20 protein-coding genes are annotated in these 25,490 nt (G+C 37.0%); 16 read left to right on the top strand and 4 right to left on the bottom strand.

Translation table 11 applies throughout. The annotated features are described in order from the left end of the window. The 8 genes from IGM04_RS10525 to elrE all read left to right on the top strand — a co-directional run bounded on the left by IGM04_RS10525 (position 1) and on the right by elrE (position 12,761). Complete coding sequence (locus IGM04_RS10525) at positions 1-3,138, top strand: AAA family ATPase (RefSeq protein ID WP_086318004.1); 3,138 nt, start codon at positions 1-3, stop codon at positions 3,136-3,138. 19 nt (positions 3,139-3,157) lie between these two features. Further along, a complete protein-coding gene (locus IGM04_RS10520; protein WP_086318005.1) occupies positions 3,158-6,355 on the top strand; it encodes a DEAD/DEAH box helicase in 3,198 nt (1,065 codons plus the stop codon). A 67-nt stretch (positions 6,356-6,422) separates the two neighbouring features. After that, positions 6,423-7,328 (top strand): Rgg family transcriptional regulator ElrR, encoded by a 906-nt coding sequence (gene elrR, locus IGM04_RS10515; RefSeq protein WP_179189152.1) that lies wholly within the window; start codon positions 6,423-6,425, stop codon positions 7,326-7,328. Between the two features lie 204 nt (positions 7,329-7,532). After that, entirely contained in the window at positions 7,533-9,689 is a 2,157-nt protein-coding gene (gene elrA / locus IGM04_RS10510; RefSeq protein WP_256924924.1) for an enterococcal leucine-rich protein ElrA, read from the top strand. Between the two features lie 3 nt (positions 9,690-9,692). Next, complete coding sequence (gene elrB / locus IGM04_RS10505) at positions 9,693-10,061, top strand: LPXTG anchor domain-containing protein ElrB (RefSeq protein ID WP_025190104.1); 369 nt, start codon at positions 9,693-9,695, stop codon at positions 10,059-10,061. Between the two features lies 1 nt (position 10,062). Continuing rightward, entirely contained in the window at positions 10,063-10,845 is a 783-nt protein-coding gene (gene elrC / locus IGM04_RS10500) for a WxL domain-containing protein ElrC (protein ID WP_086318007.1), read from the top strand. A gap of 39 nt (positions 10,846-10,884) precedes the next feature. After that, positions 10,885-11,661, top strand: coding sequence for a WxL domain-containing protein ElrD (gene elrD / locus IGM04_RS10495; RefSeq protein ID WP_086318008.1), 777 nt, complete (start codon positions 10,885-10,887; stop codon positions 11,659-11,661). 74 nt (positions 11,662-11,735) lie between these two features. After that, positions 11,736-12,761 carry a transmembrane protein ElrE gene (elrE, locus tag IGM04_RS10490; protein WP_002376547.1) on the top strand — a complete coding sequence of 342 codons (1,026 nt, stop codon included), beginning with the start codon at positions 11,736-11,738 and terminating at the stop codon, positions 12,759-12,761. A 37-nt stretch (positions 12,762-12,798) separates the two neighbouring features. Here elrE and IGM04_RS10485 read toward each other — a convergent pair whose 3' ends face one another. After that, positions 12,799-13,512 (bottom strand): HAD family hydrolase, encoded by a 714-nt coding sequence (locus IGM04_RS10485; RefSeq protein WP_002356474.1) that lies wholly within the window; start codon positions 13,510-13,512, stop codon positions 12,799-12,801. Between the two features lie 327 nt (positions 13,513-13,839). Between IGM04_RS10485 and IGM04_RS10480 the strand changes: the two genes are divergently transcribed. Then, positions 13,840-15,555 carry an ABC transporter ATP-binding protein gene (locus tag IGM04_RS10480; RefSeq protein WP_086318009.1) on the top strand — a complete coding sequence of 572 codons (1,716 nt, stop codon included), beginning with the start codon at positions 13,840-13,842 and terminating at the stop codon, positions 15,553-15,555. A gap of 43 nt (positions 15,556-15,598) precedes the next feature. Here IGM04_RS10480 and trpS read toward each other — a convergent pair whose 3' ends face one another. Beyond that, the gene (gene trpS, locus IGM04_RS10475) at positions 15,599-16,609 is read right to left on the bottom strand and encodes a tryptophan--tRNA ligase (protein ID WP_086318010.1); all 1,011 of its coding nucleotides are present in this window, start codon (positions 16,607-16,609) and stop codon (positions 15,599-15,601) included. Positions 16,610-16,968: 359 nt separating this feature from the next. Between trpS and spxA the strand changes: the two genes are divergently transcribed. The 4 genes from spxA (at position 16,969) to pepF (ending at position 21,498) form a co-directional block, all read left to right on the top strand. Next, positions 16,969-17,367 carry a transcriptional regulator SpxA gene (gene spxA / locus IGM04_RS10470; RefSeq protein WP_002356477.1) on the top strand — a complete coding sequence of 133 codons (399 nt, stop codon included), beginning with the start codon at positions 16,969-16,971 and terminating at the stop codon, positions 17,365-17,367. A 342-nt stretch (positions 17,368-17,709) separates the two neighbouring features. Then, a complete protein-coding gene (locus IGM04_RS10465) occupies positions 17,710-18,372 on the top strand; it encodes an adaptor protein MecA (protein WP_002356478.1) in 663 nt (220 codons plus the stop codon). A gap of 88 nt (positions 18,373-18,460) precedes the next feature. Beyond that, positions 18,461-19,639, top strand: a complete 1,179-nt coding sequence (locus IGM04_RS10460) for a competence protein CoiA (protein WP_086318011.1) — start codon at positions 18,461-18,463, stop codon at positions 19,637-19,639. Positions 19,640-19,686: 47 nt separating this feature from the next. Then, on the top strand, positions 19,687-21,498 hold the full coding sequence (pepF, locus tag IGM04_RS10455; protein ID WP_086318012.1) for an oligoendopeptidase F: 1,812 nt from the start codon (positions 19,687-19,689) through the stop codon (positions 21,496-21,498). Positions 21,499-21,589: 91 nt separating this feature from the next. Here the strand turns inward: pepF and IGM04_RS10450 are convergent, their stop codons facing one another. Next, positions 21,590-22,249: a ClpXP adapter SpxH family protein gene (locus tag IGM04_RS10450; protein ID WP_002356482.1), complete on the bottom strand. Its 660-nt coding sequence runs from the start codon at positions 22,247-22,249 to the stop codon at positions 21,590-21,592. A 63-nt stretch (positions 22,250-22,312) separates the two neighbouring features. After that, on the bottom strand, positions 22,313-22,891 hold the full coding sequence (locus tag IGM04_RS10445) for a CYTH domain-containing protein (protein ID WP_086318013.1): 579 nt from the start codon (positions 22,889-22,891) through the stop codon (positions 22,313-22,315). A gap of 196 nt (positions 22,892-23,087) precedes the next feature. On the opposite strand from IGM04_RS10445, the gene IGM04_RS10440 reads away from it, so the two are divergent. From IGM04_RS10440 to IGM04_RS10430, 3 genes are read left to right on the top strand one after another with little or no spacing between them, the layout of a single operon-like run. Then, positions 23,088-23,762: a GTP pyrophosphokinase gene (locus IGM04_RS10440; protein ID WP_002356484.1), complete on the top strand. Its 675-nt coding sequence runs from the start codon at positions 23,088-23,090 to the stop codon at positions 23,760-23,762. Positions 23,763-23,774: 12 nt separating this feature from the next. Further along, positions 23,775-24,572, top strand: coding sequence for an NAD kinase (locus tag IGM04_RS10435; RefSeq protein WP_002356486.1), 798 nt, complete (start codon positions 23,775-23,777; stop codon positions 24,570-24,572). 7 nt (positions 24,573-24,579) lie between these two features. Next, the gene (locus IGM04_RS10430; RefSeq protein ID WP_002362281.1) at positions 24,580-25,473 is read left to right on the top strand and encodes an RluA family pseudouridine synthase; all 894 of its coding nucleotides are present in this window, start codon (positions 24,580-24,582) and stop codon (positions 25,471-25,473) included. The last annotated feature ends 17 nt before the right edge of the window (positions 25,474-25,490 follow it).

The raw sequence follows: 25,490 nt of genomic DNA, 5'->3' as shown, positions 1-25,490 counted from the left end.
ATGAAACCATTATCTTTAACATTGAAAAACTTCGGACCGTATATTAATGAAACCATTGATTTTACGAAGTTTGAAGATTCTTCACTTTTTCTAATTAGTGGAAAAACAGGATCTGGGAAAACAACGATTTTTGATGGAATGAGCTATGCTTTGTTTGGTGAAAGTTCTGGAAAATTACGTTTAGGCAAAGAAATGCGTTCCACATTTGCTGACCCCTCAGAAGCCACTGAAGTTACTTTGCTTTTTAAACATAACGAGTATCTCTATGAACTGAACCGCCTTCCCGAACAAGAACTTTTTAAAAAACGTGGCACAGGAGTCCGTAAACAAAGTGCCAAAATTTCTTTAATTGTCAAAGATGCTCAAGGGAAAGAACTACGAGCCTATTCTAAAAGACGCGAAGTGGACGAACTCATTCAAGAATTATTGCATTTGAATGCCAATCAATTTGCTCAAATTGTATTGTTACCACAAGGAGAGTTTCGGACTTTTTTAATTGCTAAAAGTGATGAAAAAGAAAAGGTTTTGCGTAATTTATTCGGAACAGAATTGTATCAGTTGTTCAGCGAAAATTTAAAAGAACGCTTAAAAATTGCCAATCAAGAGATTCAAGAAACCCAGCAAAAAATTGAACTGAAAACAGAACAGTTGCATTGGTCAGAAGAACCTGAACCGACAATGACACTTTTTGAAAAACTTCAATTATTAGAAAGCCAACAACAAGAGGCTCAGCAACAACTATTAGTTGAAAGAGAACAAATTGCAACCTTAAAACAAGCCAAACAAGCAAAAGAGCAAGTTCGTCATGCCATTGAAGAACGGCAAAACTTGCAACAGCAAAAAGAAGAATTACTGGAAAAGAAAGCAAAACAAGCTGAACAGGAAACCGTCATTGAGCGGCTAAAGGAACAGATTCAGCAATTAAAATGGAGCCAAAAACAGCAATCTTTAGCTGAAAAAGTCTTTGAAAAACGAAGCGAAAAACAACAAAAAGAGCAAGAAACAAAGTCCAAACAACAAGCTCTTATGGAAACGCAACAAGCATTGACAGATTGGCAAGCAATCATGAGTGAGTTGGAAGAACAACAACCATTGATTGCTGAAAAACAAGAACGTCTTCAAACGATTCAACGTCAATTACCACAATACCAAGAATATGAACAGTTAGCCCAACAACAAATAGCAGAACAAGCCAATTATCAAGCCATTCAAAAAGAGTATGAATCTTGCCAACAGGAAAAAATAACATTAGCGGATAAAGTGGCGACAGCCAAACAATTTATTGAACAAGAAGGAACACTTGAAAAAGCAAATTTTGAATGTTCTAGTGTAGCAGATCATTGGCAAAATTTTGTAGAACGTTGGCAAAAAAATCAAAAAGCTTGGCAAAAAATTAGTCAAAACCAAGTGGAATTGCACGAGTTGACACAACGGTTTGCTGTTGAACAGCAACAAAAAAGCGCCGAAGAAGCGAAGTTGCAGACAAAGAAAAGTCAATGGGCCTCTTTACAAATCCAACGATTAAGCTTGTTACTTGAAGAGGGGGAACCTTGCCCAGTTTGTGGCTCTTTAGAACATCCAAAGCAACAAACTCATCAAGAAGTTTCCTTAGAAGAGATTAATCAAGCGGAACGGGAATTAACGGAAGTTGAAAAAACGGTTCAACGATTTACTGAAACGCTCTCTGCATTAGGGGCGGAAAAGCAACAGAAAGAAAGCCAATTACAAGAACAGGAAGCTGCGTATACTGAGGAACAAGAACAATTAGCAGCGCAGTTTGCTGACTTGCAGTTGCCGTTAACAGGACTAACTTTTTCACAAGTAACACCTGCAGAAATTGCGGAAGTTGAGTCGCAATTAGCTAAAGAAAAACAACAAATAGCACAAAAACTAACGGAAATTTCAGTCGAAAAGGACCGTCTGGCGGAACTAGAAGAACAAGTAGCTGAAAATTCTCAACGCTTTGAAGTGCTCCGACAACAAGTAGAAACAATGCAACAAAGTCTGGAAAGAATCACTATCCAGCAGCAAATGATTGCTAGCCAATTATTGGATGCAACCGTCACATACGAAGAAATGACCAAACAACAAGCTTTGCTTCAAGAAGAACTCTCTGCATTTGAACGTCAAAAAGAAAACGTGACGACACAAGGAGAAACCTTGAAGAAAGAAGAAATGATCCTTGAAAGTACGTTGACGCATTTGGAGAAAGAACAACAAACACTTCAACAAACAGTCGCACAACTTGAGAGTCAGTTAAAGGCAGTTTTAACGGAACAAGGCGTGACAGAGGACCAATTGACGGAGTGGTTGAAAGAGGTACCGACACTAGAAAGTCAGCATGAACAAATTGCTTTATTTGAACAAGAGCAAACCCAACTGACTATCCAACTCGCTGAAATTGAAAAAAAATTATCTAGTGATACGTTCCCAGAATTATCTTTAATCACCACAGAAATTGAACAAATAACACAACAAATTGAAGAACAAGAAAAAAAATACTATCAACTGCATGAAAAAATGCTGAACAACCAACAGTTGGTTCAAGAAATTAATGCGCAAAGAACAACAATTGAAGACAAGTTTGAGGAAGTTGCTGCACTACAGCAGTTGGCAGATACGGTGAATGGCAATAATCCTAAAAAAATTAGTTTTGAACGGTATATGTTACAAACGTATTTAGAAAGAGTGCTGACAGTCGCTAATCAGCGTTTAGACCGCCTGACCAATAGTCGTTATCAATTTGAATTGAATCACGAAGCAGGTAGTTATCGGAATCAAACGGGGCTAGAAATCAATATTTATGATGACAATTCAGGGACGGTGCGCAGCGCTCACACGTTATCAGGCGGGGAAAGTTTTATAGCAGCGTTAGCTTTGGCACTTTCTTTAGCAGAAGTGATTCAAGAACAAGCAGGCGGAGTCTTAATTGATGCGTTGTTTATTGATGAAGGCTTTGGTTCCTTAGATGAAGAAGCATTGGAAATGGCAATGGAGGCGTTAGAAACGATTGAAAATGAAGGCCGCATGATTGGGATTATTAGTCATATTGGCGAATTAAAAGCACGAATTCCACAACAATTACAAATAAAAAGCAATGGGAATGGTCAAAGTACCGTTCACTATCAGCTAGCTTAGTAGAAGAGGAGGTGAGTCGATGAAATGGAGTATTCCAGAGCGAATCGTTGAACAAGGACGCGAATATATGCAAGAAGGCCGGGTCTTATCTATCGTTCAAAATCCAGAAAAAAGGATCTGGTTGTCTGAGGTTTTAGGGGAAGAACTTTATCTTGTTGAATTGGATGGTACCGCCAAAGAACAAGATGTTTGTGAATGTCAATATTGGATGGAACATGGCTATTGCAAGCATACAGTGGCAGTTGAACTGGCACTGAAACAACGAGGCGTGTCAAGAATTATTCAAGCAAATCAAACAGTCAGTTTTGAGAAAACAAATCGATCAACAGCTGAAATGTTTACCAAAGGCTTTGCCAAATTAAGCAAAGCCTCTGCCGAAGTTCCCTTGCAACCTTTACGTTTAGAATTTCATTTAGATGTGATTGAAACGAATAATTACTATCCAGAATTATCAACGATTGGTCTTTCTTTAAAAATTGGTTTGGAAGGGACCAAACCTAAAACATATATTGTGAAAAATATTGGTGATTTTTTACAAGCATATGAAAAGGAAATGACTTTTATGGTGAATAAACAACACCAATTTACTTTGCTACATGATTCTTTTTCAATGGAGATTCAAGAAATTTTAACAGAACTTGCGGCAATTTATCATACCAGCCAATTATTAGGTGCAAACGGTATTCAAGTTAAAGGGAAAATCGACAAACGTTATCTATTATTACCAATTGATCGCAGTCAATCGTTAGTTGAAAAAATGAATCGAACGGGTCAGTTTATATTGACCAATCAAACGCATAAGTATCGCTATCTAACGTTTAAAGAAACCAGTTTGCCACTTACGTTTACAGTGCAAAAAAACGAGGAACAAAGCTTCAAATTAACTATTCAGAATCCTATTACAACGTTTCTAGCCCACTATCACTGGGCGATTTCGGATCAAACGGTTTATTTACTAACAGAAGAGCAGGAAGCCATCTACACCACGTTACTTCAATTAATGAAACGCTTGGAAGAGCCGTCAATTATTTATGAAAAAGAAACAGTTTCTGATTTATTTAGTGAAGTGTTACCATTATTGGAAAAAATTGGTCGAGTGTCTATTGAAGAATCAGTTGAAGAATTAGTCGTCCATCATCCTTTAAAAGCAGTCTTTATTTTTAAGAAAATTAAAGGTCGGATTAACGCTCGGATTGACTATCACTATGGAGAAGTCATTTTCTCGACAAACCCGAAATATGCTCAATTACCTGAAGTTAATCAAGAAATCGTTCGAGATAAAGCAAAAGAAACAGCAATTAAGCAGCAATTTCAACAGTTTGCCTATCAGCAAACAACCACAGGCTTTGAAAAAGTCTTACCTGCTGGAGAGTCCTTGTATTATTTCTTTAAAGCAGAGGTTCCAGCTTTCCGTCAATTAGGAGAAGTTCGGATGGGACGGAAATTACGGGAATTGTATTTAGATGCCCAGCATCATCAACCAACGATTGAAGTTGCGGAAGGGGATTCTTGGTTAGATATTCGGTTTGATGTCACTGGCATTGATGAAACCGAAATCGATGCAGTATTGACTAGTCTGCTACGTAATGATGCTTTTTATACGTTAAAAAGTGGTGAAATTCTTGCTTTTGACTCAGAGGAATTTTTCCATACAAGTGCAATTTTAACGAAGCTGCGAAAAAATATGCATCAAGAAGATAATGTCATTCATGTGCCCAAAAACCAAGGCCTCATGATCGAAAGTTTATTAGAAGACAACGAGCGGGCACATTTTTCAGATTCCTTTAAAAAAATGGTTACGGATTTAACACATCCGGAAAACTTTGAAGCGCAAGTCCCAAAATCTTTACAAGCAACGTTACGCCATTACCAAGAAACAGGGTATAAATGGCTGAAAATGCTTAGCCATTATCAATTTGGCGGTATTTTAGCTGATGAAATGGGTTTAGGGAAGACACTGCAAACCATTACCTATTTACTTTCGGAAAAAGAAGAAGAGCGCTTGAAAGGGACAGCTTTGATTGTCGCACCTGCAAGTTTAACCTATAACTGGTTAGCCGAAGTCAAACGTTTTGCGCCAACCTTAAATGTTCAAGTGGTTTCTGGCAACCGCCAAGAACGAGCAGCGCTTTTACAAAATAGCACCGAAGATATTCTGATTACTTCTTATGCAAGTATGCGACAAGATGTTCAGCTTTATCAGGAAATGCGTGTCGGCTATTTGATTCTAGATGAGGCCCAAATGGTTAAAAATAGTGGGACCAAAACGGCGCAAGCCTTAAAAAGTTTAAAAGTACCCCAACGTTTTGCATTAAGTGGCACACCAATTGAAAATAATTTAGATGAACTGTGGTCAATTTTCCAAATGATCTTACCGGGATTGTTCCCAGGCAAAAAAGCCTTTCGAGAAATTAAGCCGGAAGAAATTGCCAAAATGATTCAACCATTCATTTTACGACGAGACAAGAAAACGGTGCTCGCAGACTTACCAAAAAAAATTGAAAATAATATGTACAGTGTCTTAACAGAAGAACAAAAAACGGTTTATTTGGCCTATCTAAAACAAATGCAAGCAGATGTCAGTCAAATGGATCAGGCGACCTTCAAGAAAAATCGCATGAGTATTTTAGCAGGCTTGACCCGTTTACGACAAATCTGTTGCGATCCGCGTTTGTTTATTGAGGATTACACGGGAGGTTCTGGCAAAGTGGAACAAGTCAAAGACTTTTTAGTGGCTGCCAAAGAAAACAATCGTCGTGTCCTATTATTTTCTCAGTTCACAAGTATGCTTTCTATCTTAGAAAAAGAATTGAATGAATTAGGCTTAGAGACGTTTTATTTACGAGGAAGTACGAAGCCTCAAGATCGGTTAACAATGGCGAATGCCTTCAATGAAGGAGAAAAAGATGTCTTCTTAATTTCATTGAAAGCAGGGGGCACCGGACTAAATTTAACTGGTGCAGATACAGTTATTTTATACGATTTATGGTGGAATCCCGCAGTCGAAGAACAAGCGGCTGGTCGGGCGCACCGCATGGGACAAAAAAAGGTTGTTGAAGTGTGGCGGATGATTGCAGAAGGAACGGTTGAAGAAAAAATGAATTCCTTACAGCAAGAAAAACGCGAGCTGTTCCAAAAAGTGATTCAAGGAAATGAAGAGCAATTAGCGAAAATGACGGAAGAAGATATTCGCACAATTTTAAGCATTGGGGAATAGCCGTTCAACTTAGTTGCTATCTTATTTAAAGAGAAATGGAGTAATTCGTTTGAAACAAAAAGAATATATGGAATATCGGCCGCTAGGTGAAGAAATTGAACGGATTCGTAAAGGGAAAAATATTCCTCTGCGTGTCTTTGATGAAAATGGTGTTTCTAGTCGAAGTTATCAACGCTTTGTCCAAGGAAATAGTGAATTGCGTATTTCGGATTTAGCCATTATTGTCGAAATCTTGTCTATTTCGCCGATGGAAATGACAGAAAAATTAACGCCAATGTCCAAAACAGTTTTAGCTAAGGAGCAGTTTAATCAAGCAATCTTTAGTAAAAATTTTCAAGAAAGTAGTCGAATCGTTGCAGATTATCGGGAGTATTATGATAAATCGTCTTTTGCTTTAGGAAAGCAAGAAGTAATGTATTCGATGTTGGCGTTGGAATATCTTTTTAACCCTCAAACGGTTGTGACAAAAGAGGAAATTATTGCATTAGAAAATCAGATTCTGGAACGATTAATTAATGCCGATGTGTATACTATTTTTAATTTGAAATTTTTAGCATTACAAAAAAACGTTGGCTTGCAGCCGTTTCCAACTTCGTTACTTTTTCGTGTACTACAATCTGTCAATGAGCGGGAAATTATTGATATTCGCTCGCTAGAAATTATCGAGCAAGTAATTATTGATTTTTTATTTGCGGCGATTGTCAGCCAAAATGTTCCCCATATTCTTCATGTATTAAGCATGTTTAAAGAATATGAAGTGGGTGAAAATAACTGGCGAATGATCCTCTGGAAAAAAATAGCAGAAAAAATAGAAATGATTTTAACCAATGAAGAAATATTCGCAGATTGGTCAATCTTTAAAGAACAAATCCTCTTATCTATCACATTGTTTTTACCAAAAGCCAAACAAGAATTTTTTGCTGGGCAATTGGAAAAAATAGAGGATAGTTTAAAAGAAATAAAAGAAAACTAGGCATAATTGAGAATTTGTCATAATAAATTCTGGTTGTGTTTAGCGACAAAGAGCGCCAAATAGGGGTATAAAACCCTATTTGGCGCTCTTTGTCTTGTCTATACAAATTAATTTGGACAGTTTGTCGTAATTGAACCCATTTTCAGTTGATATTCACTATAATTAAGAAAATATCAGGAGGTGAAGTTTATGAAAAAAATGTGAATCTCCGCAGTTAGTGCCTTACTTTTGGCTAATAGTTTGCTACTTCCTGTAACAACTTTCGCCGAAACGACCGAAACAATCGCATCCTCCAGTGAAGAAAATGTTTCATCTGTTTCAGAAGAAAAGATTCCAGAAACTTCATCGGCAGAAGAGCAAAATTCAGCAACCAGTAGTTCGGAGATTCCCCAATCAGAAGAGTTAACGACTGTTGAAACAAGTGAAGAGCCGCCAAATGAAGCACTAGCGATAACGGAAGCACAACTGATGATGCCCCAATTATACGCAGGTGCTGTCTTAGATAAAGCGACGCCTATCAGTACACTATTTCCTGATCCAGCCTTTGCGGAAAATATCAGAAAACAGTTAAGCAAATCTCGGACCTCTAATACTGTCACCCAAGCAGAATTGGATAAACTGAATAAAGTTATTTTAGAAAATGTCGTTGTTTCTAATGTGGAAGGAGTTCAATACCTAAGAAACTTAGAAGAATTATCTTTTCAAGATTCACTCAATGTAACAGATTTGAGTCCTTTTGCTAAAGGTGAATTTAAGCTATTACGTTTTTTATATATGAGAAATAATAAAATAGCTGATCTTAGTCCGTTAGGTCAAGCAGGATTAATTAGTTTAGAAGGCTTGTATGTTGAGAACAATCAATTAACGACATTAAATGGACTTGAAGGAATGGCTGCTTTAAAAAATTTAAGTATCCAAAATACGACAGATCATCCGTCAAAAATCACGCCGAATAATCGAGTGACTTCCTTCGACCCGCTTCGTTCTCTTCGTAATTTAGAAACCATTTGGGCTGCCAATAATCAGATTGCTACTTTAGATGGGCTTACGGAAGCAAATAACCTACTCCGTCTTTATGTGGAAAATAATCAATTAAAAACAATTGCGCCCTTGGCGAATAAGCCACGTCTAGAAGAGTTGAGTATTATGAATCAAACGATTGCTAGTCTGGAAGCTTTAAGCACTGTTCCTAATCTGCGTGTACTGTATGCAAGAAACAATCAAATTTCTTCCTTGGCACCGTTAGAGAAAACACTCAATCTAACAGTTTTAGATGTGGGAGAAAATCAAATTTCAGATATCAGTCCGTTAAAAGGCTTAACGGCCATTACAGGGCTAGATGTATCTAATCAAATGATTATCTTATCTTCTGTCGATTATATTGCTGGGAAACCACTGCAATTAAAAAATAAGGTGGTATCTCGTGATGGTCAACTATTTCCACCGCTGACGATTAGCCCTTATGGAAGTTACGATGCCACAAAAGGACTGTTTGAATGGAATTTACCCAAAGCTCATGAAGGCGTTTCTTATATCTGGGAATCAACAGATAAAGCATACTTAGGGAACTTTTCTGGAACAGTCGTCCAACCTGTCAAAGAAGTTTTCTTAAGTGAAACGAAACTATCTTGGTCAAAAGAGCGTATAGAAAAGTCGATGGAAAAAACAATCGATATTGATGACTTTCAAAAAACAGCCCTGCCTTTTTATTGGCAAGATGTCGATGCTGGGAATAGATTACAATTTATTGTCAAAAAAGAGGGCCAAGAAATCCAGAAATTAGCAGATGAAACAACCACTAATTCTAAAACATTTAAGGAAAAAGCCTTGTTATTACCAGAACTAACTTATGGAAAACAGCAGTTGGTCGTGGAAGTCTATGATAAAGGCTACAAGATTGATGAATTAGCGCTAACAGTCACTGTGGTTGGCTCTGTCAGGTTCAAAACGGTACCCACAGCGATTTCCTTTGGGAATGAGCTGCAAATCGCTAGTAGCACGACCCAATATCCAATTGTTTCCATGGATCAACCATTAGTGATACGGGATACTCGTCAAACAGGGAATAATTGGTCGCTTGCACTAACCGTTACTTCTGATTTCAAATCTGAATCAGGTGCTACGTTGCCGAATATTTTAAAATTTAGAACCAACCATCGCTTACAGGACATTCCAGAAGGCCAATCGATTCTTGTTCACAACCAAGTCAATGGACATCAAGAAACAAATATTTCTGATCAATGGAAAGAAAATGACCAAGAGTTGTTATTATCTGTTCCTGGAGGGACGGCCAAAGCAGAAGAATACGAAGCAAAACTAACTTGGCACTTGATGGACGTACCTGATGGCAGTGCAAAATAGGGGGTGAGTCTTATCAAAAAAATAGTTAGCGGTGTATTGCTATTAGGATTGATTTCATCAGTTGATGTATTTGCTGAAACAAATGCCTATCCGACAAATGCAGAAGTTTCTTTTTATGGCGAGTATGAACCACCAGCCAACAAAGAAAAACCAGATGGTAAGATACCACAGCGTTTCCCCAAGCAGTCGGAAGCAATACCAGCAGTGAGTGGAGAATCATTGAAGCACTCAACAAGTAAAACGGTTGATCAAAAAGGCTCAGGCTTCTTACCTCGAACTGGTACTAAACAGCAACAAATGTTTAATTATATCGGAATAATAGTCATCTTTATGGCTAGTTTTATTTTAAAAAAAAGAAAGAAGGAACAATAAAATGAAAAAAATTATCTTATCAACAATCCCCGCTATCACTTTAGGCGTGGCTATTGCACCAGAAGTGAATGCAGAAGAAAAAAACTATGACTCAAATGCCATCGTAGAATTTACGCCGGATACCTCTATCAACAAACCAGTCGATCCAGTGAATCCAGATACCGAAAAACCTGTTGAACCTTTTGACCCAACGACACCAGACACAGGCAATAAGCCAAATGAAGGAACAACTGGTCCACTAAGTATCGATTATGCTTCTAGTCTAGACTTTGGCAAAAATAAAATTTCAAATAAAGATGAAAAATATTATGCAAATCCACAATACTTTTTCTTGGCAGACGGTTCTGGTCCTGATTTGACTAATCCTAAACCAAATTATGTACAAATTTCCGACAAACGCGGAACGAATGCCGGTTGGGCCTTAACAGTTAAACAAGAAACACAATTAACAGCGACAAAAGAAACATTAAATAAAGTTTTAGACGGTTCAGAAATTAAATTAAGTCAAAACAAAGCAGTGTCTAATTCCAAAGCAGTCACACCAACTGCGCATGAAGTAACTTTAGTAGCTGGCGATTCATCAAATGTGATGTCTGCCGCTGAAGGTCAAGGTTCTGGAACTTGGCTTAGTGCGTTCGGTGGGATTGAAAAAGTGGAAGTTGACGGTGAAAGCGTAGATAAAAATACAGCGATCACATTAACTGTACCAGGAGCAACACCAAAAGATGCTGTTCAATACAAAACTGTTTTAACATGGACAATCGCTGATTTACCAAGCGTATAATTATTGAAACTATAACAATAGAAGAGAAGGAGCACTAACATGAAAAAAATGACCATCGCAAGCAGCTTAATTTTAGCAACCATCGCGGTAGGCACACTACCAGTTCAAGCAGAGGAAGTGGCTAATCGCGACACAGATGCTATTGTAAAATTTAAAGCACCAGATGAAAAAGATCCCAACAGCAAAAATCCTGTAGTGGATCCAGAAGACAAAGACGGCAAAGATCCTGTGACACCTATCGACCCAGTAAATCCTGATAAACCAGTTGATGAAGGTTCTACAGGCCCCTTAACCTTGGACTATGCTTCAAGTTTAAACTTTGGTGAAAATATCATCAGCACAAAAGATGAAATCTATTTTGCATCAGCACAAGTTTTAAAAGATAAAAATAATGCTGAAAAAACGGGTCCATTATTTGCTCAAATTACAGATAATCGTGGAACTTTAGAAGGCTGGACTTTATCTGCAAAACAAAATTCTGCATTTACTTCTGCTACAAAAGGTCAGACACTTGAAGGAACTGAAATTGTCTTTCAAAATGCTTCAGCTGTGACAGCAGGACAAAGCGCTGCACCAACAAGTTTAGCGAGCGTAACTTTTGGTACAGTTGGTGAAAGTCATAACGTGATGGTAGCCGCAACAGATCAAGGTGCTGGGAAATGGTCATACTTATACGGCAATGCTAGTTCAATTGCTGAAGTTGACGGCCGTCAAGTAATGAAAGATGTTCAATTAAAAGTTCCAGGTAAATCAGTTAAATTAAACGATGCCTACAAAACAACAATTACTTGGACATTAGCTAATACGCCAGTATAAAAAGAACCTTTTTGGAGAAAGGAAGAGGGGAACTCAGCCTTTCTCCTTTACATAGAAATGGAGTGTAGAGCGAAATGAAAAATAGATATTTTATTCTGATGATCCTAAGTTTTTATTTCTTTGCTTTTGGGATTGAAACCTCAGCAGCAGAATTACGATTTAGTGTTGAAACAGAAATTCCAGAAAACCAAATAGATAAAACAAAAACATATTTTGATTTAATGATGAAACCAGACCAAGAACAAATTTTGAAAGTTCGAGCGGCCAATAGTACAGATGAAAATTTAGTGATTGATGTTAGTGTGAAGTCGGCCACAACAAACAGCAACGGAGTGATTGAATATGGTGAGTCGTTGACAGCATTAGATAAATCTGCACCAGCAGATTTATCAGAAATCATTCAACTGAAAGACGGCGGTGAGAGTGTTGAATTGCCTGCTAAAAGTGAAAAAGTAGTTGAATTGCGAGTGAAGATGCCTAAAGAAGAGTTTTCAGGGCAACTAGCGGGCGGGATCACGTTTAGTGAAAAAGTCGATGAAACGAAAGACAAGCAAAAAGAAAATACAAACGGCTTAGCAATTGAAAATCGCTATGCCTATACAGTAGCTGTTTTACTTCGAGAAAATGAAACAGTTGTGCAACCTGAATTGTCTTTAGAGAAAGTTGAACCGACGCAAAGAAATGCGCGCAGTGTTATTTCTGCAACACTACTAAACCATGAAGCAGCCTATCTTCAATCAATGAAAGTAACGGCAAATGTTAAAAATAAGAAAACAAATAACGTTATTTTAGAGAAAGAACAAGAAGATATGCAAATGGCGCCCAATTCAATTTTTAATTTCCCTATTCCTTATGAAGAAAATGAAATGGAAGCTGGGACGTATGTATTGGCAATGACTGTGGAAGGCTCAGGAAAAAAATGGCAATTTACGAAAGAATTTACGATCTCAAAAGAGGAAGCAAAAACATTTAATGAGAAAGATGTAACCGTCAAAAAAACGGAATCTAAACTTATTTATCTCTTAATCGGTTTATTGATCCTTTTACTGATAATCTGCCTGTTCATCATTTTACGTCTGAAAAAACAAAAAAATAAATAAAAAAAAGCCGTTCTTCAATTTGAAGAGCGGCTTTTTTTTAAAGATTAAATAATTTCTCCACAGTCGGACAAAGTTCGGTGAAACAAGTGACTTCTGCAAGGTGTGATGCAGGTTGGCAACTTGGTAGTTCACGAGAGCGGTGGTTAAACCAAAGAGAATGCCAGCCACCATTACGTGCGCCTACAATATCATTGTCATAACTATCACCAACATATAAAGTATGTTCAGGTTCCATACAAAATTGATTACAGGCTAAATCAAAAATTTCCTTTTCAGGTTTTTGAAAACCCGTACTTTGAGAAATAATGATATTTTGGCTTGGAACCCATTTTTCAAGATTCAATTGTTTAACTTTTTTAAATTGATGGTCTGTTGGACCATTTGTAATAATCCCCATCGGAATTTCTTTCTCTTGTAAAGTATCAAGAAGCTTAGTAACTTCTGGATGCATCGTAATATTATCCAATTCTTCTTCATAAACTTGTTGGAAAATTTTTCCTTCTTCTTGTGAAATTCCTGGATAGTTTAGATCCTTTAATGTTTCATTCATCCGGAAAAACCGCATGAAATCTAGGGACCATTCATTGGCTAAAACTTTCGGAAACGTTTCATCGCTGTGGTGTCTAAAACGAAGATACAATTCATGCATATCCTCTGTCGCAACGTTTGGGAAAATTTTAGTCATCGCATTTCGAAAGGGTTGTTGCTGATCGTACAGCGTGTCATCAACATCAAAAACAATGGTTCTCATTTAACAAGTGCACCTCTTAACTTTTTTACAAAACTTTTCATATGTTATATTGTAGCCGATATTTTCACAAATAAATAGAGTATTTTTCACTGTATTTCAAGGTTTTTCGCAGAAATCAAAGCCTTGCGGGAAAAGACAATTATAGTTATTTTTACCGAAAAAATGGAAACGATAAATGAAAAAATATTCTGATAATGAAAAGTTTGTGAAAATGATTTTGAGTCAAAGTTACTTAAATAACACGTGTTCTGATAGAAGTTAGAATTTTGCAAGAGACAGTCTTTTTCCGTATAATGAATGAGAATGAAGGGGGAGAGTTAGGGAGTTATGTTAAAGCGTTTTTTTGGGTATTATCGGCCGTATCGTCGATTATTTATTTTGGATTTTGGGTGTGCCGTTTTTGCGGGGCTGTTAGAGTTGGCTTTTCCAGTAGCAGTCAACCAAGTAATTGATAAGATTATGCCAAAAGGAGATTTTCGCCTCATTGCATTAGCTAGTGCGGGCTTATTTGCATTTTATATAATCAATACGTTTTTACAATTTATTGTGGTTTATTTTGGTCATATGTTAGGCGTGAATATTGAAACAGATATGCGTGAAGAATTATATCAACATCTGCAAAAACAACCGTTTGAGTATTATGATAATCAAAAAACAGGGAAATTAATGAGCCGTTTGACCACTGATCTTTTTGAAATTTCGGAAGTGGCGCATCATGGTCCAGAAGACGTCTTTATTACGATTATGACGTTAGCAGGTTCTTTTTTATTGATGTTAACCATTCACGTGAAATTAGCCATCGCTACGTTTATTTTATTGCCATTTATCACGATTGCGCTAGGCTATTTTAATAAAAAAATGACAAAAGCGAATACGGATATTTACGATAATTTAGGTGAATTTAATGCTGGGATTGAAGCGTCAGTAAGTGGGATACGTGTCACGCAATCTTTTGCAAATGAACCATTTGAACGAAAACAGTTTAATTATTTAAATCAAATGTATCGAAAATCGAAATTATATTTTTATAAGGTGATGGGTGTCAGTTCCGCCTATAATTACTTATTAATTCGTCTGATAAATTTATTTTCATTAATTTTTGGTGCGTATTATACAATTAAAGGAGAAATTACAGAAGGTCAGTTTGTAGGATTTATTTTATTAGCCAATATTTTTATTCGGCCGATTGAAAAAGTCAACAATATGATTGAAAGTTATCCCAAAGGATTTGCTGGTTTTAAACGTTTTACGGAAGAAATGGACAAACAACCGTCCATCAAAGATTTGCCAGGAGCTGTTGCTGTTTCGCATTTAGAAGGAACGATTGCCTATAAAGACGTTTCATTTGCTTATGAAGATGGCACAAAAGTTTTAGACCATATCAATTTAAAAATTCAACCTGGTGAAACCGTTGCTTTCGTTGGCCAAAGTGGTTCAGGAAAAACGACCTTGTGCAATCTGTTGCCTCGTTTTTATGAAGTCAGTAGTGGTGAAATTACGATTGACGGTAGAAATATCCAGCAAATGACCTTGGCTTCATTACGTAAGCAGATTGGAATTGTTCAACAAGATGTGTTTTTATTCCCTGGAACATTACGAGAAAATATTGCTTATGGGAATTTAAATGCTACAGAAATAGACATTCAACACGCGGTGAAATTAGCACATTTAGAACATGTAATTCAGCTAATGCCAGATGGCTTGGACACAATTATTGGCGAACGTGGCGTGAAATTATCGGGCGGTCAAAAGCAGCGAGTGGCAATTGCGCGAATGTTCTTGAAGAACCCGCCGATTTTAATTCTAGATGAAGCGACTTCTGCATTAGATACAGAAACAGAGCAAGTGATTCAAGAGTCATTAAACTCGTTAGCTGACGGGCGAACAACATTAATTATTGCCCACAGACTGGCAACGATTAAACATGCTGATCGAATAATCGTAGTGAGTGACCAAGGAATTTTAGAAGATGGAACACATGAAACTTTGTACGAGCAAAGAGGCCACTATCGTCGCTTATACGATGCTCAATTTAGAACATAAAAAAACCCGCGAATAAAACTTCGCGGGTTTTTATTATGTTTAGTTAGCGCCGAACTTTTCTTCCCAAACCAACAGCATTTTTCATTCGTTGAAGTGTTTTGTTGGCTACCTGGCGAGCGTTTTCTGCGCCCTTATCTAAAATCATATCTAATTCTTCTGAAGCTAGAAGCTCTTGGTAGCGCACTTGAATAGGTTCTAATAAGGCAACTACTGCTTCTGCTAAATCTGCTTTGAAGTCTCCATAGCCTTTGCCTTCGTATGCTTGAACAAGTTCCTCAACAGTTTGACCTGTCGCAGCAGAATAAATATTTAGTAAGTTAGTAATACCAGGCTTTTCTTCTTTATTATATTCAATTACACCAGTTGAATCAGTTACAGCAGAGCGGATTTTTTTGCGAATCACTGCTGGCTCATCAAGCATTGAAATAAAGCCCTTCACATTTGTATCGGACTTACTCATCTTTTTCGTTGGTTCCTGTAAGCTCATAATTCGACTACCTTGCTCAGCGATTTTTACTTCAGGCATCGTTAAAATTTCTTGATTTTTTTGGGCATAACGTTTATTGAAGCGTTCCACAAAATCACGTGTTAATTCTAAATGTTGTTTTTGATCATCTCCGACTGGCACTAAGTCAGCATTGTACAACACGATATCACCAACCATTAATGGAGGGTATGTTAAAAGACCAGCGCTTACGCCAGCACGACCATTTTTTTGCGATTTATCTTTAAATTGTGTCATTCGCTCTAACTCACCAATAGAAGTATTGCACTGAATGATCCAACCAGCTTCTGCATGGGCACTCACTTCAGACTGTATGAAAATTGTTGCTTTTTGTGGGTCTAAACCAACCGCTAGGTAAAGAGCTGCTAAGCTACGAATTTGTTGACGTAGCTTTTGCGGTTCTTGGGGAACGGTAATGGCATGTTCATCCACAATACAAAAATAACAATTGTATTCATTTTGTAATTCGATAAATTGTTTCATTGCACCAATGTAATTTCCGATTGTCGGAGTACCACTGGGCTGAATACCAGAAAAAATTGTTTTCATTAAATAACCACCTGACTTTAGACTTAAGATAGTGAATAGTTCTATTATACATTTTATTAGAAAAAAATACATGGGAACTTCTTGAAAAATCACCAAGAGAAGTAAATTATAACAGCAACCATAAAAATAGAAAACTGTATTACTTTTTTACAGAATCATAACGAATATCCATAAAATTTCATAAAAATTAACCCTAATTTTACACGGATGTAATGAAGGAAAAATAAACAAAGTTAATAAAAAATGTTTAAAAACCCCTAGTATTTTTATTAGAAATTAGGTATACTGGTTTTAAATAGAGGAACAGTACAGTTCCCTGTTTCAGAAACGCGATGATTCGCGAAAAGGAGTGATGCACAATGTTGACACTTTATACTTCCCCAAGTTGCACGTCATGTCGTAAGGCTAGAGCCTGGTTGCAAGAGCACGAAATTCCTTTTAAAGAAAGAAATATTTTTTCTGAACCTTTAAATATTGAGGAATTAAAAGCAATTTTAATCATGACAGAAGATGGAACAGAAGAGATTATCTCTACTCGCTCTAAAGTTTTCCAAAAATTAAATATGGATTTGGACGAGCTTCCACTTCAAGATTTATTAGAGTTGGTTCAAGAAAACCCTGGATTGTTGCGTCGGCCAATTATGATTGATGAGAAAAGATTACAAGTCGGTTTTAACGAAGATGAAATTCGCCGATTCTTACCAAGAGATGTTCGACAACTGGAATTGCGCCAAGCACAATTAATGGCAGGTTTATAAAAAATATAAAATTTTGTTCTTTATTTGTTAATTGTAATAAAGAACGATTCATATGAATTTAGGGCCAGGGATTTTTATCTCTGGCTTTTTAATACATATTTAGAACTTGTATTCATTTGATTTGGCAGAACGTGGTCAAGGAAAAATAGTATCTTTTTTGGAGAGACTGCGTTAAGATGAAGAGGTAGAAGGAGCGAAAAACCAATCGTTAAAAAAGTTCAAAGTTTATAAAACGTTCGCTAGTTTTCGAGGATTTATAGACTTTCCACTTTACTTTTGTGTAGTTTTCGCTACAATGAACGTAAGAAGTTTCCTGATTGAAGCAAAGAGAGGTGTAGCGCTATGGAAATGGAACATATTAATGAAAATACGATTCGTGTGTTAATTGGCAACGAAGACCTGGCGGATAGAGGGATTACTTTTCTTGACTTACTAGGAAACCACAAAGATGTTGAAAATTTCTTTTATAGTATTTTAGAAGAAGTTGATGTCGAAGATGAATTCCAAGGTAGTGAAGCAGTCACTTTCCAAGTCTTGCCTAAAAATGATGGTTTAGAACTGTTTATTAGTAAAAATGTCGCTATGGACGACTTGTCTTCCTTAGAAGGTCTGAGCGAAGTCAATGCAGATGTTAGCGAATTAATTCGCAAACAAATTGAAGCAGACAAAGCAGCCGCCGATGAACTTGATGAGATGGAAGCCACAGATGAAACAAACAGAAATGTAATCTTTGAATTAGATAATTTTGAAGCGATGATCCAATTATCCAAAGAAGTCTTCATGCAATCTGTTTTGACTAACTTATACACGTACAACGATCGTTATTACTTACAAGTTTTGTTCTTAACCGATGAATTAGAAAAAACAAATGTTGACAATGAAATTGCACAGATTTTAGAATTTGCTCATAAAACAACTGTCACTCAGGATACTTTAGTCGAATATGGCACTTGTATTATGGAACGCAGTGCGTTGGAATTAACACGTTATTACTTTAATGATTAAGCAAAAAAGCAAAAACTTTCGAGTTTTTGCTTTTTTTTTAATGAAAATTAAGAAACTTTGCGTAGTTTATTTATGAGAGGTGAAAATCATGTTAACAGCTTTAACGGCAGACAACCAAGAATTATTTTCTTTAATCGACTGCTCGATTGATGAATTAACACAGATACGAAGCGAACAAGCTTTTGTGTGTCCAATGTGTCATCAATCGGTCATTTTGAAGGCAGGCCCCATTAAAATACCCCATTTTGCTCATCGTAAAAAGAATAGTTGTTGGTACGAAGCAGAAGCTGAAACAGAAGAACACCTCCGCTTGAAGCAGCTTTTTGCGGAAAAGTGTTTACGCGAAAAGCTGTCCTTTCAAGTTGAGGCATACTTACCCAACTTGAAGCAACGCCCAGATTTACTCATTGGCAAGATAGCCATTGAAATTCAATGTAGTCCATTGCCAATTAAACGTTTGGTGGAACGGACGGAGACTTATCAAGCTCATGGCTATCAAGTTGTTTGGATTTTAGGTGAACGATTAGTGCCTAAAGACAAGCTCACGCAATTAACGAAACAATTCCTTTATTTTTCGGAGTCCTTGGGATTTTATTTATGGTCGGCCAATAAGAAACAAGAACGAATAGAGTTACTTTGTCATATTGAAGAGAGTCAATGTCAACAATTTTATAGAAGAAAACAATCATGGGATTTTTACGAAAAAAAATTACTAGAAATCTTCCGACTACCGACCTCTAATTTAAATTTACTGCCAGATAGACGGCATACTGGTCAATTGATGCATGATTATTATCAAAAATTGACTCAACAACTTGGTTACAGAAATGCTCAGTTGCTTAGGACACAGAGCTTTTTATATACGAAAGGTTGTCACCTTCTCCAGTTACCTCCTTGGTTTTACTATCCTGGATTGAAGCTAATACCTTCTTCTGAAGAAGATATTCATTTAAAAATGCTTGTTTGGGAAGCACTAAAAACCGAAGAAGAGCGTTTAGTGACCAAACAGGAACTATGGCGTATCTTGGAAGCTGTTTTTTTGGAAGAAGGGAACTTTGTTTGGCAGCCACTGCCGAATATTGGCTTAAAAAAGCTTTTTAAAATTGTGGGGAATAGCTTATTGAGCTGGTTACAAGAATGTTATGTGTTAATTAAAGTAAACAATAAGTACCTAATAACTAGTATTTTCCTAAGAGAAGATCCTGAAAAGCTCATTCATTGGCTAAAAAAAGTGAAAAAACAACATTTTTTTAGTCACACGTGTTAAATTATGATAGTATAATGAGTAAAACGTTTCTTAAAGGAGAGTAAACTATGAGCGAAATTAAACAATTACCAACACGTGATGAAGTTCCAACTCCATTAACTTGGGATTTAACCAAAATTTTTAAAGATGATGCTGCTTTTGATGTTGCGTATAATCAGTTGACAGAAGAGCTAAATCAAGCAGAATCATTTAAAGGAACCTTAGGGAATGGTGCAGAAGCTTTTCTAGCTGCGTTAGAATACGTTTTAGATGTCTATCGAAAAGTGGAAACATTATATGTCTATTCTCATTTAAAAAATGATCAAGACACTACAAATACAGCTTACCAAGCTTTATATGCCAGAGCTAGTTCTTTATATGCACAAGTTAGTGAAGCTGTTTCTTGGTTTGACCCAGAGGTTTTAACATTAAGTGATGAACAAATCTGGGGATATTTTGAAGAGCAGCCCAAATTAGCTGTTTATCGTCACTATATTCAAAATATTTTAGATGAACGTCCCCATGTTTTATCGATGGAACAAGAAGCTTTACTGGCGGGGGCTAGTGAAATTTTTGGTGCCTCAAGTAATACATTTTCAATTTTAAATAATGCAGACTTAGAATTTCCAACTGTGCAAAATGCTGAAGGCGAAACGATTCAACTTTCTCATGGCGTTTATGGTCAGTTAATGGAAAGTGTCGATCCATCTGTTCGTGAAGCAGCATTTAAAGGTTTGTACAAAGTATACAAACAATTTAGAAATACCTTAGCCTCAACTTTAGGTGCACATGTTAAAACGCATAATTATAAAGCAAAAATTAGAAATTATGATTCTGCTCGGGCAGCCTCTTTAGCAAGTAATCATATCCCTGAAAGTGTTCACGAAACATTAGTAGCTGTAGTAAATAAACATTTACCTTTGCTACATCGTTATGTAAAATTAAGAAAAAAATTATTAAACGTAGAAGAATTACACATGTACGACTTGTATGCGCCTTTGCTAGGTGAAGCACCAATTCGTTACAGCTATGAAGAAGCAAAAGAAAAAGCAATTGAGGCTTTAAAACCACTAGGTGAAGACTATTTATCTATTGTTAAAGAAGCTTTTTCAAGTCGCTGGATTGATGTGATTGAAAATCAAGGAAAACGAAGTGGCGCATATTCTTCAGGAGCTTATGACACAGCCCCATACATTTTAATGAATTGGCATGATAGTTTGGATCAACTATTTACATTAGTCCATGAGATGGGCCATAGCGTTCATAGTTACTATACAAGAAATAATCAGCCGTATGTTTATGGCGACTATTCAATTTTCTTAGCTGAGATTGCTTCAACCACAAATGAAAATATTTTAACAGAATATTTATTACAAACAGAAACAGATCCTAAAGTACGTGCGTATGTCTTAAATCACTATTTAGACGGCTTTAAGGGAACCATTTTCCGTCAAACCCAATTTGCGGAATTTGAACATTTTATTCACACGGAAGATGCTAAAGGCACGCCATTAACAAGTGAATATTTGAGTGAGTATTATGGCGAGCTCAATGCTAAATATTATGGACCAGAAGTAGTTAGAGACGAAGAAATCAGTTACGAATGGGCGAGAATTCCACATTTTTATTACAATTACTATGTTTATCAATATGCAACTGGCTTCTCAGCCGCTTCGGCATTGTCTAAACATATTTTAGCTGGAGAAGAAGGAGCTTTAGAGAAGTACCTTAACTACTTGAAAGCAGGAAGTAGTGACTTCCCAATTGAAGTGATGAAAAAAGCGGGCGTGGATATGACACAAGCCACGTATATCGAAGATGCAATGAAAGTTTTTGAAGAGCGTTTAACGGAATTAGAAGCTTTGGTTGAAAAATTATAGACAAAGAAGTGGGATATAAGTCCAAATGACTTATATCCCACTTTTTAACTCTTAAGATAATTGGTTAACAGCTTTTCTCGCAGCATCTTTTTTATAATAAATGTAAATGTCCATTTGGAAAATGATAATTGGAGCGACGTTTAAATTCAAAGGTTGCGTCACCTTGGTCCAGCAACGGTTCGTTATGTGGATGGACACGACACAGTTGTTTAATTTCATCCATGTTTTCAAAATTTTCGACTAAAATGCCGAAATCGTTCTCGCAAGTATAGTTGTAAACGACTGCGGTAGGATGTTGTTTAATCCCCATTTCTCGAGCAACTTTTTGGTCGGTTTGGAAAGATTCTTTGACAAAATCGGATTGTCGGTCTTTACGATACATATCAATATCCCCGCCAGCCGCTAGAAGTAGTTCTTCTGATAACTCAGGAGAGTAAGCTAGACCGTCTTCAGCTACTGCTTTTTGTAAGCCAATCAACAATTGTCGGCCTTTTTTTCGGCCTTGTAACTGTGCTGCTTTATAGTCAAGAGCGGCTGAGTATAAATCTTCAAAAATTCGATTCCGTCGTTTAATGTCATTAATCGGAATATGTTGACGACTCAAAAATTCATTGATCGTTTTCATATTTAATAAAGGAATAAAGCGCAATTGTATTTTCTTCTTGTCGTTAACAGACAATTGTATAATTTCTTTTTCAATTTCTAAACAGACGCCGCCTAAAGGATTGACGAACAAATAAATTTCAACCATTCATACTTCCTCCAATGCCATGCTTTTTCAAATACAGGTGCCAGAACGTCAGTGCTTCGAATACTAAGGGGCAGTGGTCCGAATCATGCGTTGAATCTTGTTAGGTGCAAGCGTAATGGGAATGTTCAAATCAGCCATTAATGTTTGAAACGCTTGCTTGCCGCTTTCAGCTTCAGTAACTTCTAACTCTAATTCAAAATCGTGCTGTTGGTTATACCAACTTTCGTCTAACGCAAGTAGTCCTTGAGGAATTTGTTTTTCTGCACGTGCTGTTTTTAATGAACCAATTAAATGGATCGAGGCGATTTCAATACCTAATTCTTGTAATTTCTTCGCCACAGCCCCCTCAGTAGGGAGGTGATTCCTCTTGATAAAGTGGTTCGCCGTCTCAAGCGATAAAGGGTCATTGATTTCTAATAATCCTTCTGGCGCAGGAACTTTTAAGGTTAACTCACCACGATCTGCTAATACGCGAATTCTTAAGCCCATTCGTTGTGCTTTTAATTGAAAATCGTCCGTATCAAAATAATGATTTGTTTGCGTAAAAAAGTCCGTTTTTTGAATAGCAAAATGGTCGATTAATCGTTTGAAATCTTGCGGACTAACTAATGTTTTAAATTCAATTTCTAAGTGCTCACTCATGGGGTTCTCTCTCTTTCTTAAATCACTCCAATTTTCACATATTATATAGGTTTCCGTCAAGAAAAGTGGTCTTCTCTGTGAAAAATTTTTCTAATGAAAGGCGTTTGGAAATCAAATAGCGAATAACACCCTATTTTAGGGAGGACTGTGGTAAAATAATCAGTGAATGAAATTCAAGGAAATTGAGGGATCTACCATGGAACGAGAGTGGGAGCTGTTTTTAGCGCCATATGAACAGGCGGTCAGCGAATTAAAAGTAAAACTACGAGGTATTCGTAAACAATTTCGGGAGCAAGATAAACACATACCAATTGAATTCGTTACAGGACGTGTGAAACCAGTAGATAGTATTTTGACAAAGACGGCAATTCGGCATATTCCTTTAAATCGGATTGAAGAAGAAATGCAAGACATTGCTGGTTTGCGGATTATGTGCCAATTTGTGGAAGACATTTACCAGGTAGTCGCACTTTTAAGAAATCGTAAAGACTTAAAAATTGTGGAAGAACGTGACTACATTGAAAATAAAAAAGAAAGTGGCTATCGTTCGTACCATGTGGTGGTGGAATATCCTGTGCAATTAGTCACCGGGGAAAAGATTATTTTGGCCGAAATCCAAATTCGGACACTTTCCATGAATTTTTGGGCAACGATTGAACATTCTTTGAATTATAAATATCAAGGTGTCTTTCCTGAAGAAATGAAAGAACGCCTTCAGCGAGCGGCAGAGGCAGCCTATTTATTAGATGAAGAGATGTCATCTATTCGTGAAGAAATTCAAGAAGCACAACATTACTTCTCTCATGGCCGTGGATTGCTAGAAAACGAATACTATAAGCAAATTAAAAACGAAACACCAGAAAATCAGTAAAGGAGTCTGCTTATGAAAGTGGCGATTGTTCATAACTCGGAAGAAAAATCGAAACAAGTCACAAAACAACTGACAACACTATTAGAGCAAAACCAAATTCAAATAGACAATCGTCAACCTGAACTTGTGATTTCAGTCGGCGGAGATGGTACGCTTCTTTCCGCTTTTCATCGATTTAATCATCTGTTAAACGAAGTAAGTTTCTTAGGTGTACATACCGGACACTTGGGTTTCTATACAGATTGGCGTGATTATGAATTAAAAGAACTAGTTGAGAGTTTGTGTATTCATCGTGAAAAAAGTACGAGTTATCCATTATTAGATGTGCGGATTCGGTTTAGAGATGGGAAACCAGATAAACATTTTTTAGCATTAAATGAATCGACAATTAAACGAGGAAACCGGACGATGGTGGGCGATGTGTTTATTAAAGACGAACTGTTTGAACGATTTCGTGGTGATGGGTTGTCGATTTCGACCCCAACCGGCTCTACTGCGTATAATAAAAGTATTGGTGGGGCTGTTTTGCATCCTAGCATTAATGCGTTTCAGTTAACCGAAATCGCCTCCTTAAACAATCGTGTCTTTCGAACATTGGGGTCACCGATTGTAATCGCACATACGGAGTGGCTGGAGATTAAATTACAGGAAAGTGATGATTATTTTGTCACGGTGGACCAATTAGATATTTATCAAGAAAATATCGCTTCTGTCTGCTATCGAATTGCAGACGAACGGATTCATTTTGCCTCTTATCGGCACATGCATTTCTGGCATCGAGTGAAAGATGCCTTTATTGGTGAGGATTAATTAAACGATGGAATTTCAATGGACATATGACAAAGAAACAACACAACAAGTGAAATATTTTTTAAAGGAACAAGGTGTTTCAAAAGGGTTATTAGCTAAGGTGAAATTTCAGGGTGGTAAAATTCAAGTGAATGGGACCGTTCAAAATGCCATCTATCCTTTACAAACTGGCGATGTCGTTAAAATGACGATTCCAGATGAAGCGGAACATGAGACATTATTAACAGATGATGAACCGATTGAAATTGTGTTTGAAGATGATCATTTTTTAGTAGTTAATAAGCCTGCTGGCATTGCCTCGATACCTGCTCAGTATCATCCTTCAGGAACGATGGCGAATCGTGTTAAGGGCTATTACAAGCGTCAAAATTACGTGAATCAAGTTATTCATGTCGTGACTCGTTTAGATCGAGATACTTCTGGGCTGATGTTATTTGCGAAACACGGCTTTGCTCATGCTTTAATTGACCAAGAATTACGAGAAAAAAAAGTGACAAAAATTTATTATGCCCTTGTTGGTGGAGCGATTGAGCAGTTAAACGAGCATCAATTGATTGAAAAGCCAATTGGGCGCGACTTGTCCTCTTTATTAAAACGCCAAGTTATCGAAACAGGTCAATTTGCTAGTACAGAATATTGGCTCGCAAAAAGAGGAGCCCAAGCAGCAGCTGTGCGCATTCAGCTCCATACAGGACGAACACATCAAATTCGGGTACATTTTGAAGCAATTGGCTGTTCATTGTTAGGGGATGAGATGTATCATGGAAAGATGGATCAAGGAATTGAGCGGCAAGCGTTGCATTGCATGGAACTAATTTTTACTCATCCTTTTACCAAAGAAACGGTTCATCTGATTTCCCCACTAGCGGAGGATATGAAAAGTGTAGATGATACGTTATAATAATAAAGAGGCAGGAG

The sequence above is a fragment of the Enterococcus sp. DIV2385 genome (genome assembly GCF_051711925.1).
Taxonomy (GTDB): Bacteria; Bacillota; Bacilli; order Lactobacillales; family Enterococcaceae; genus Enterococcus; species Enterococcus faecalis.
This window is presented reverse-complemented; position numbering and strand designations above follow the sequence as displayed.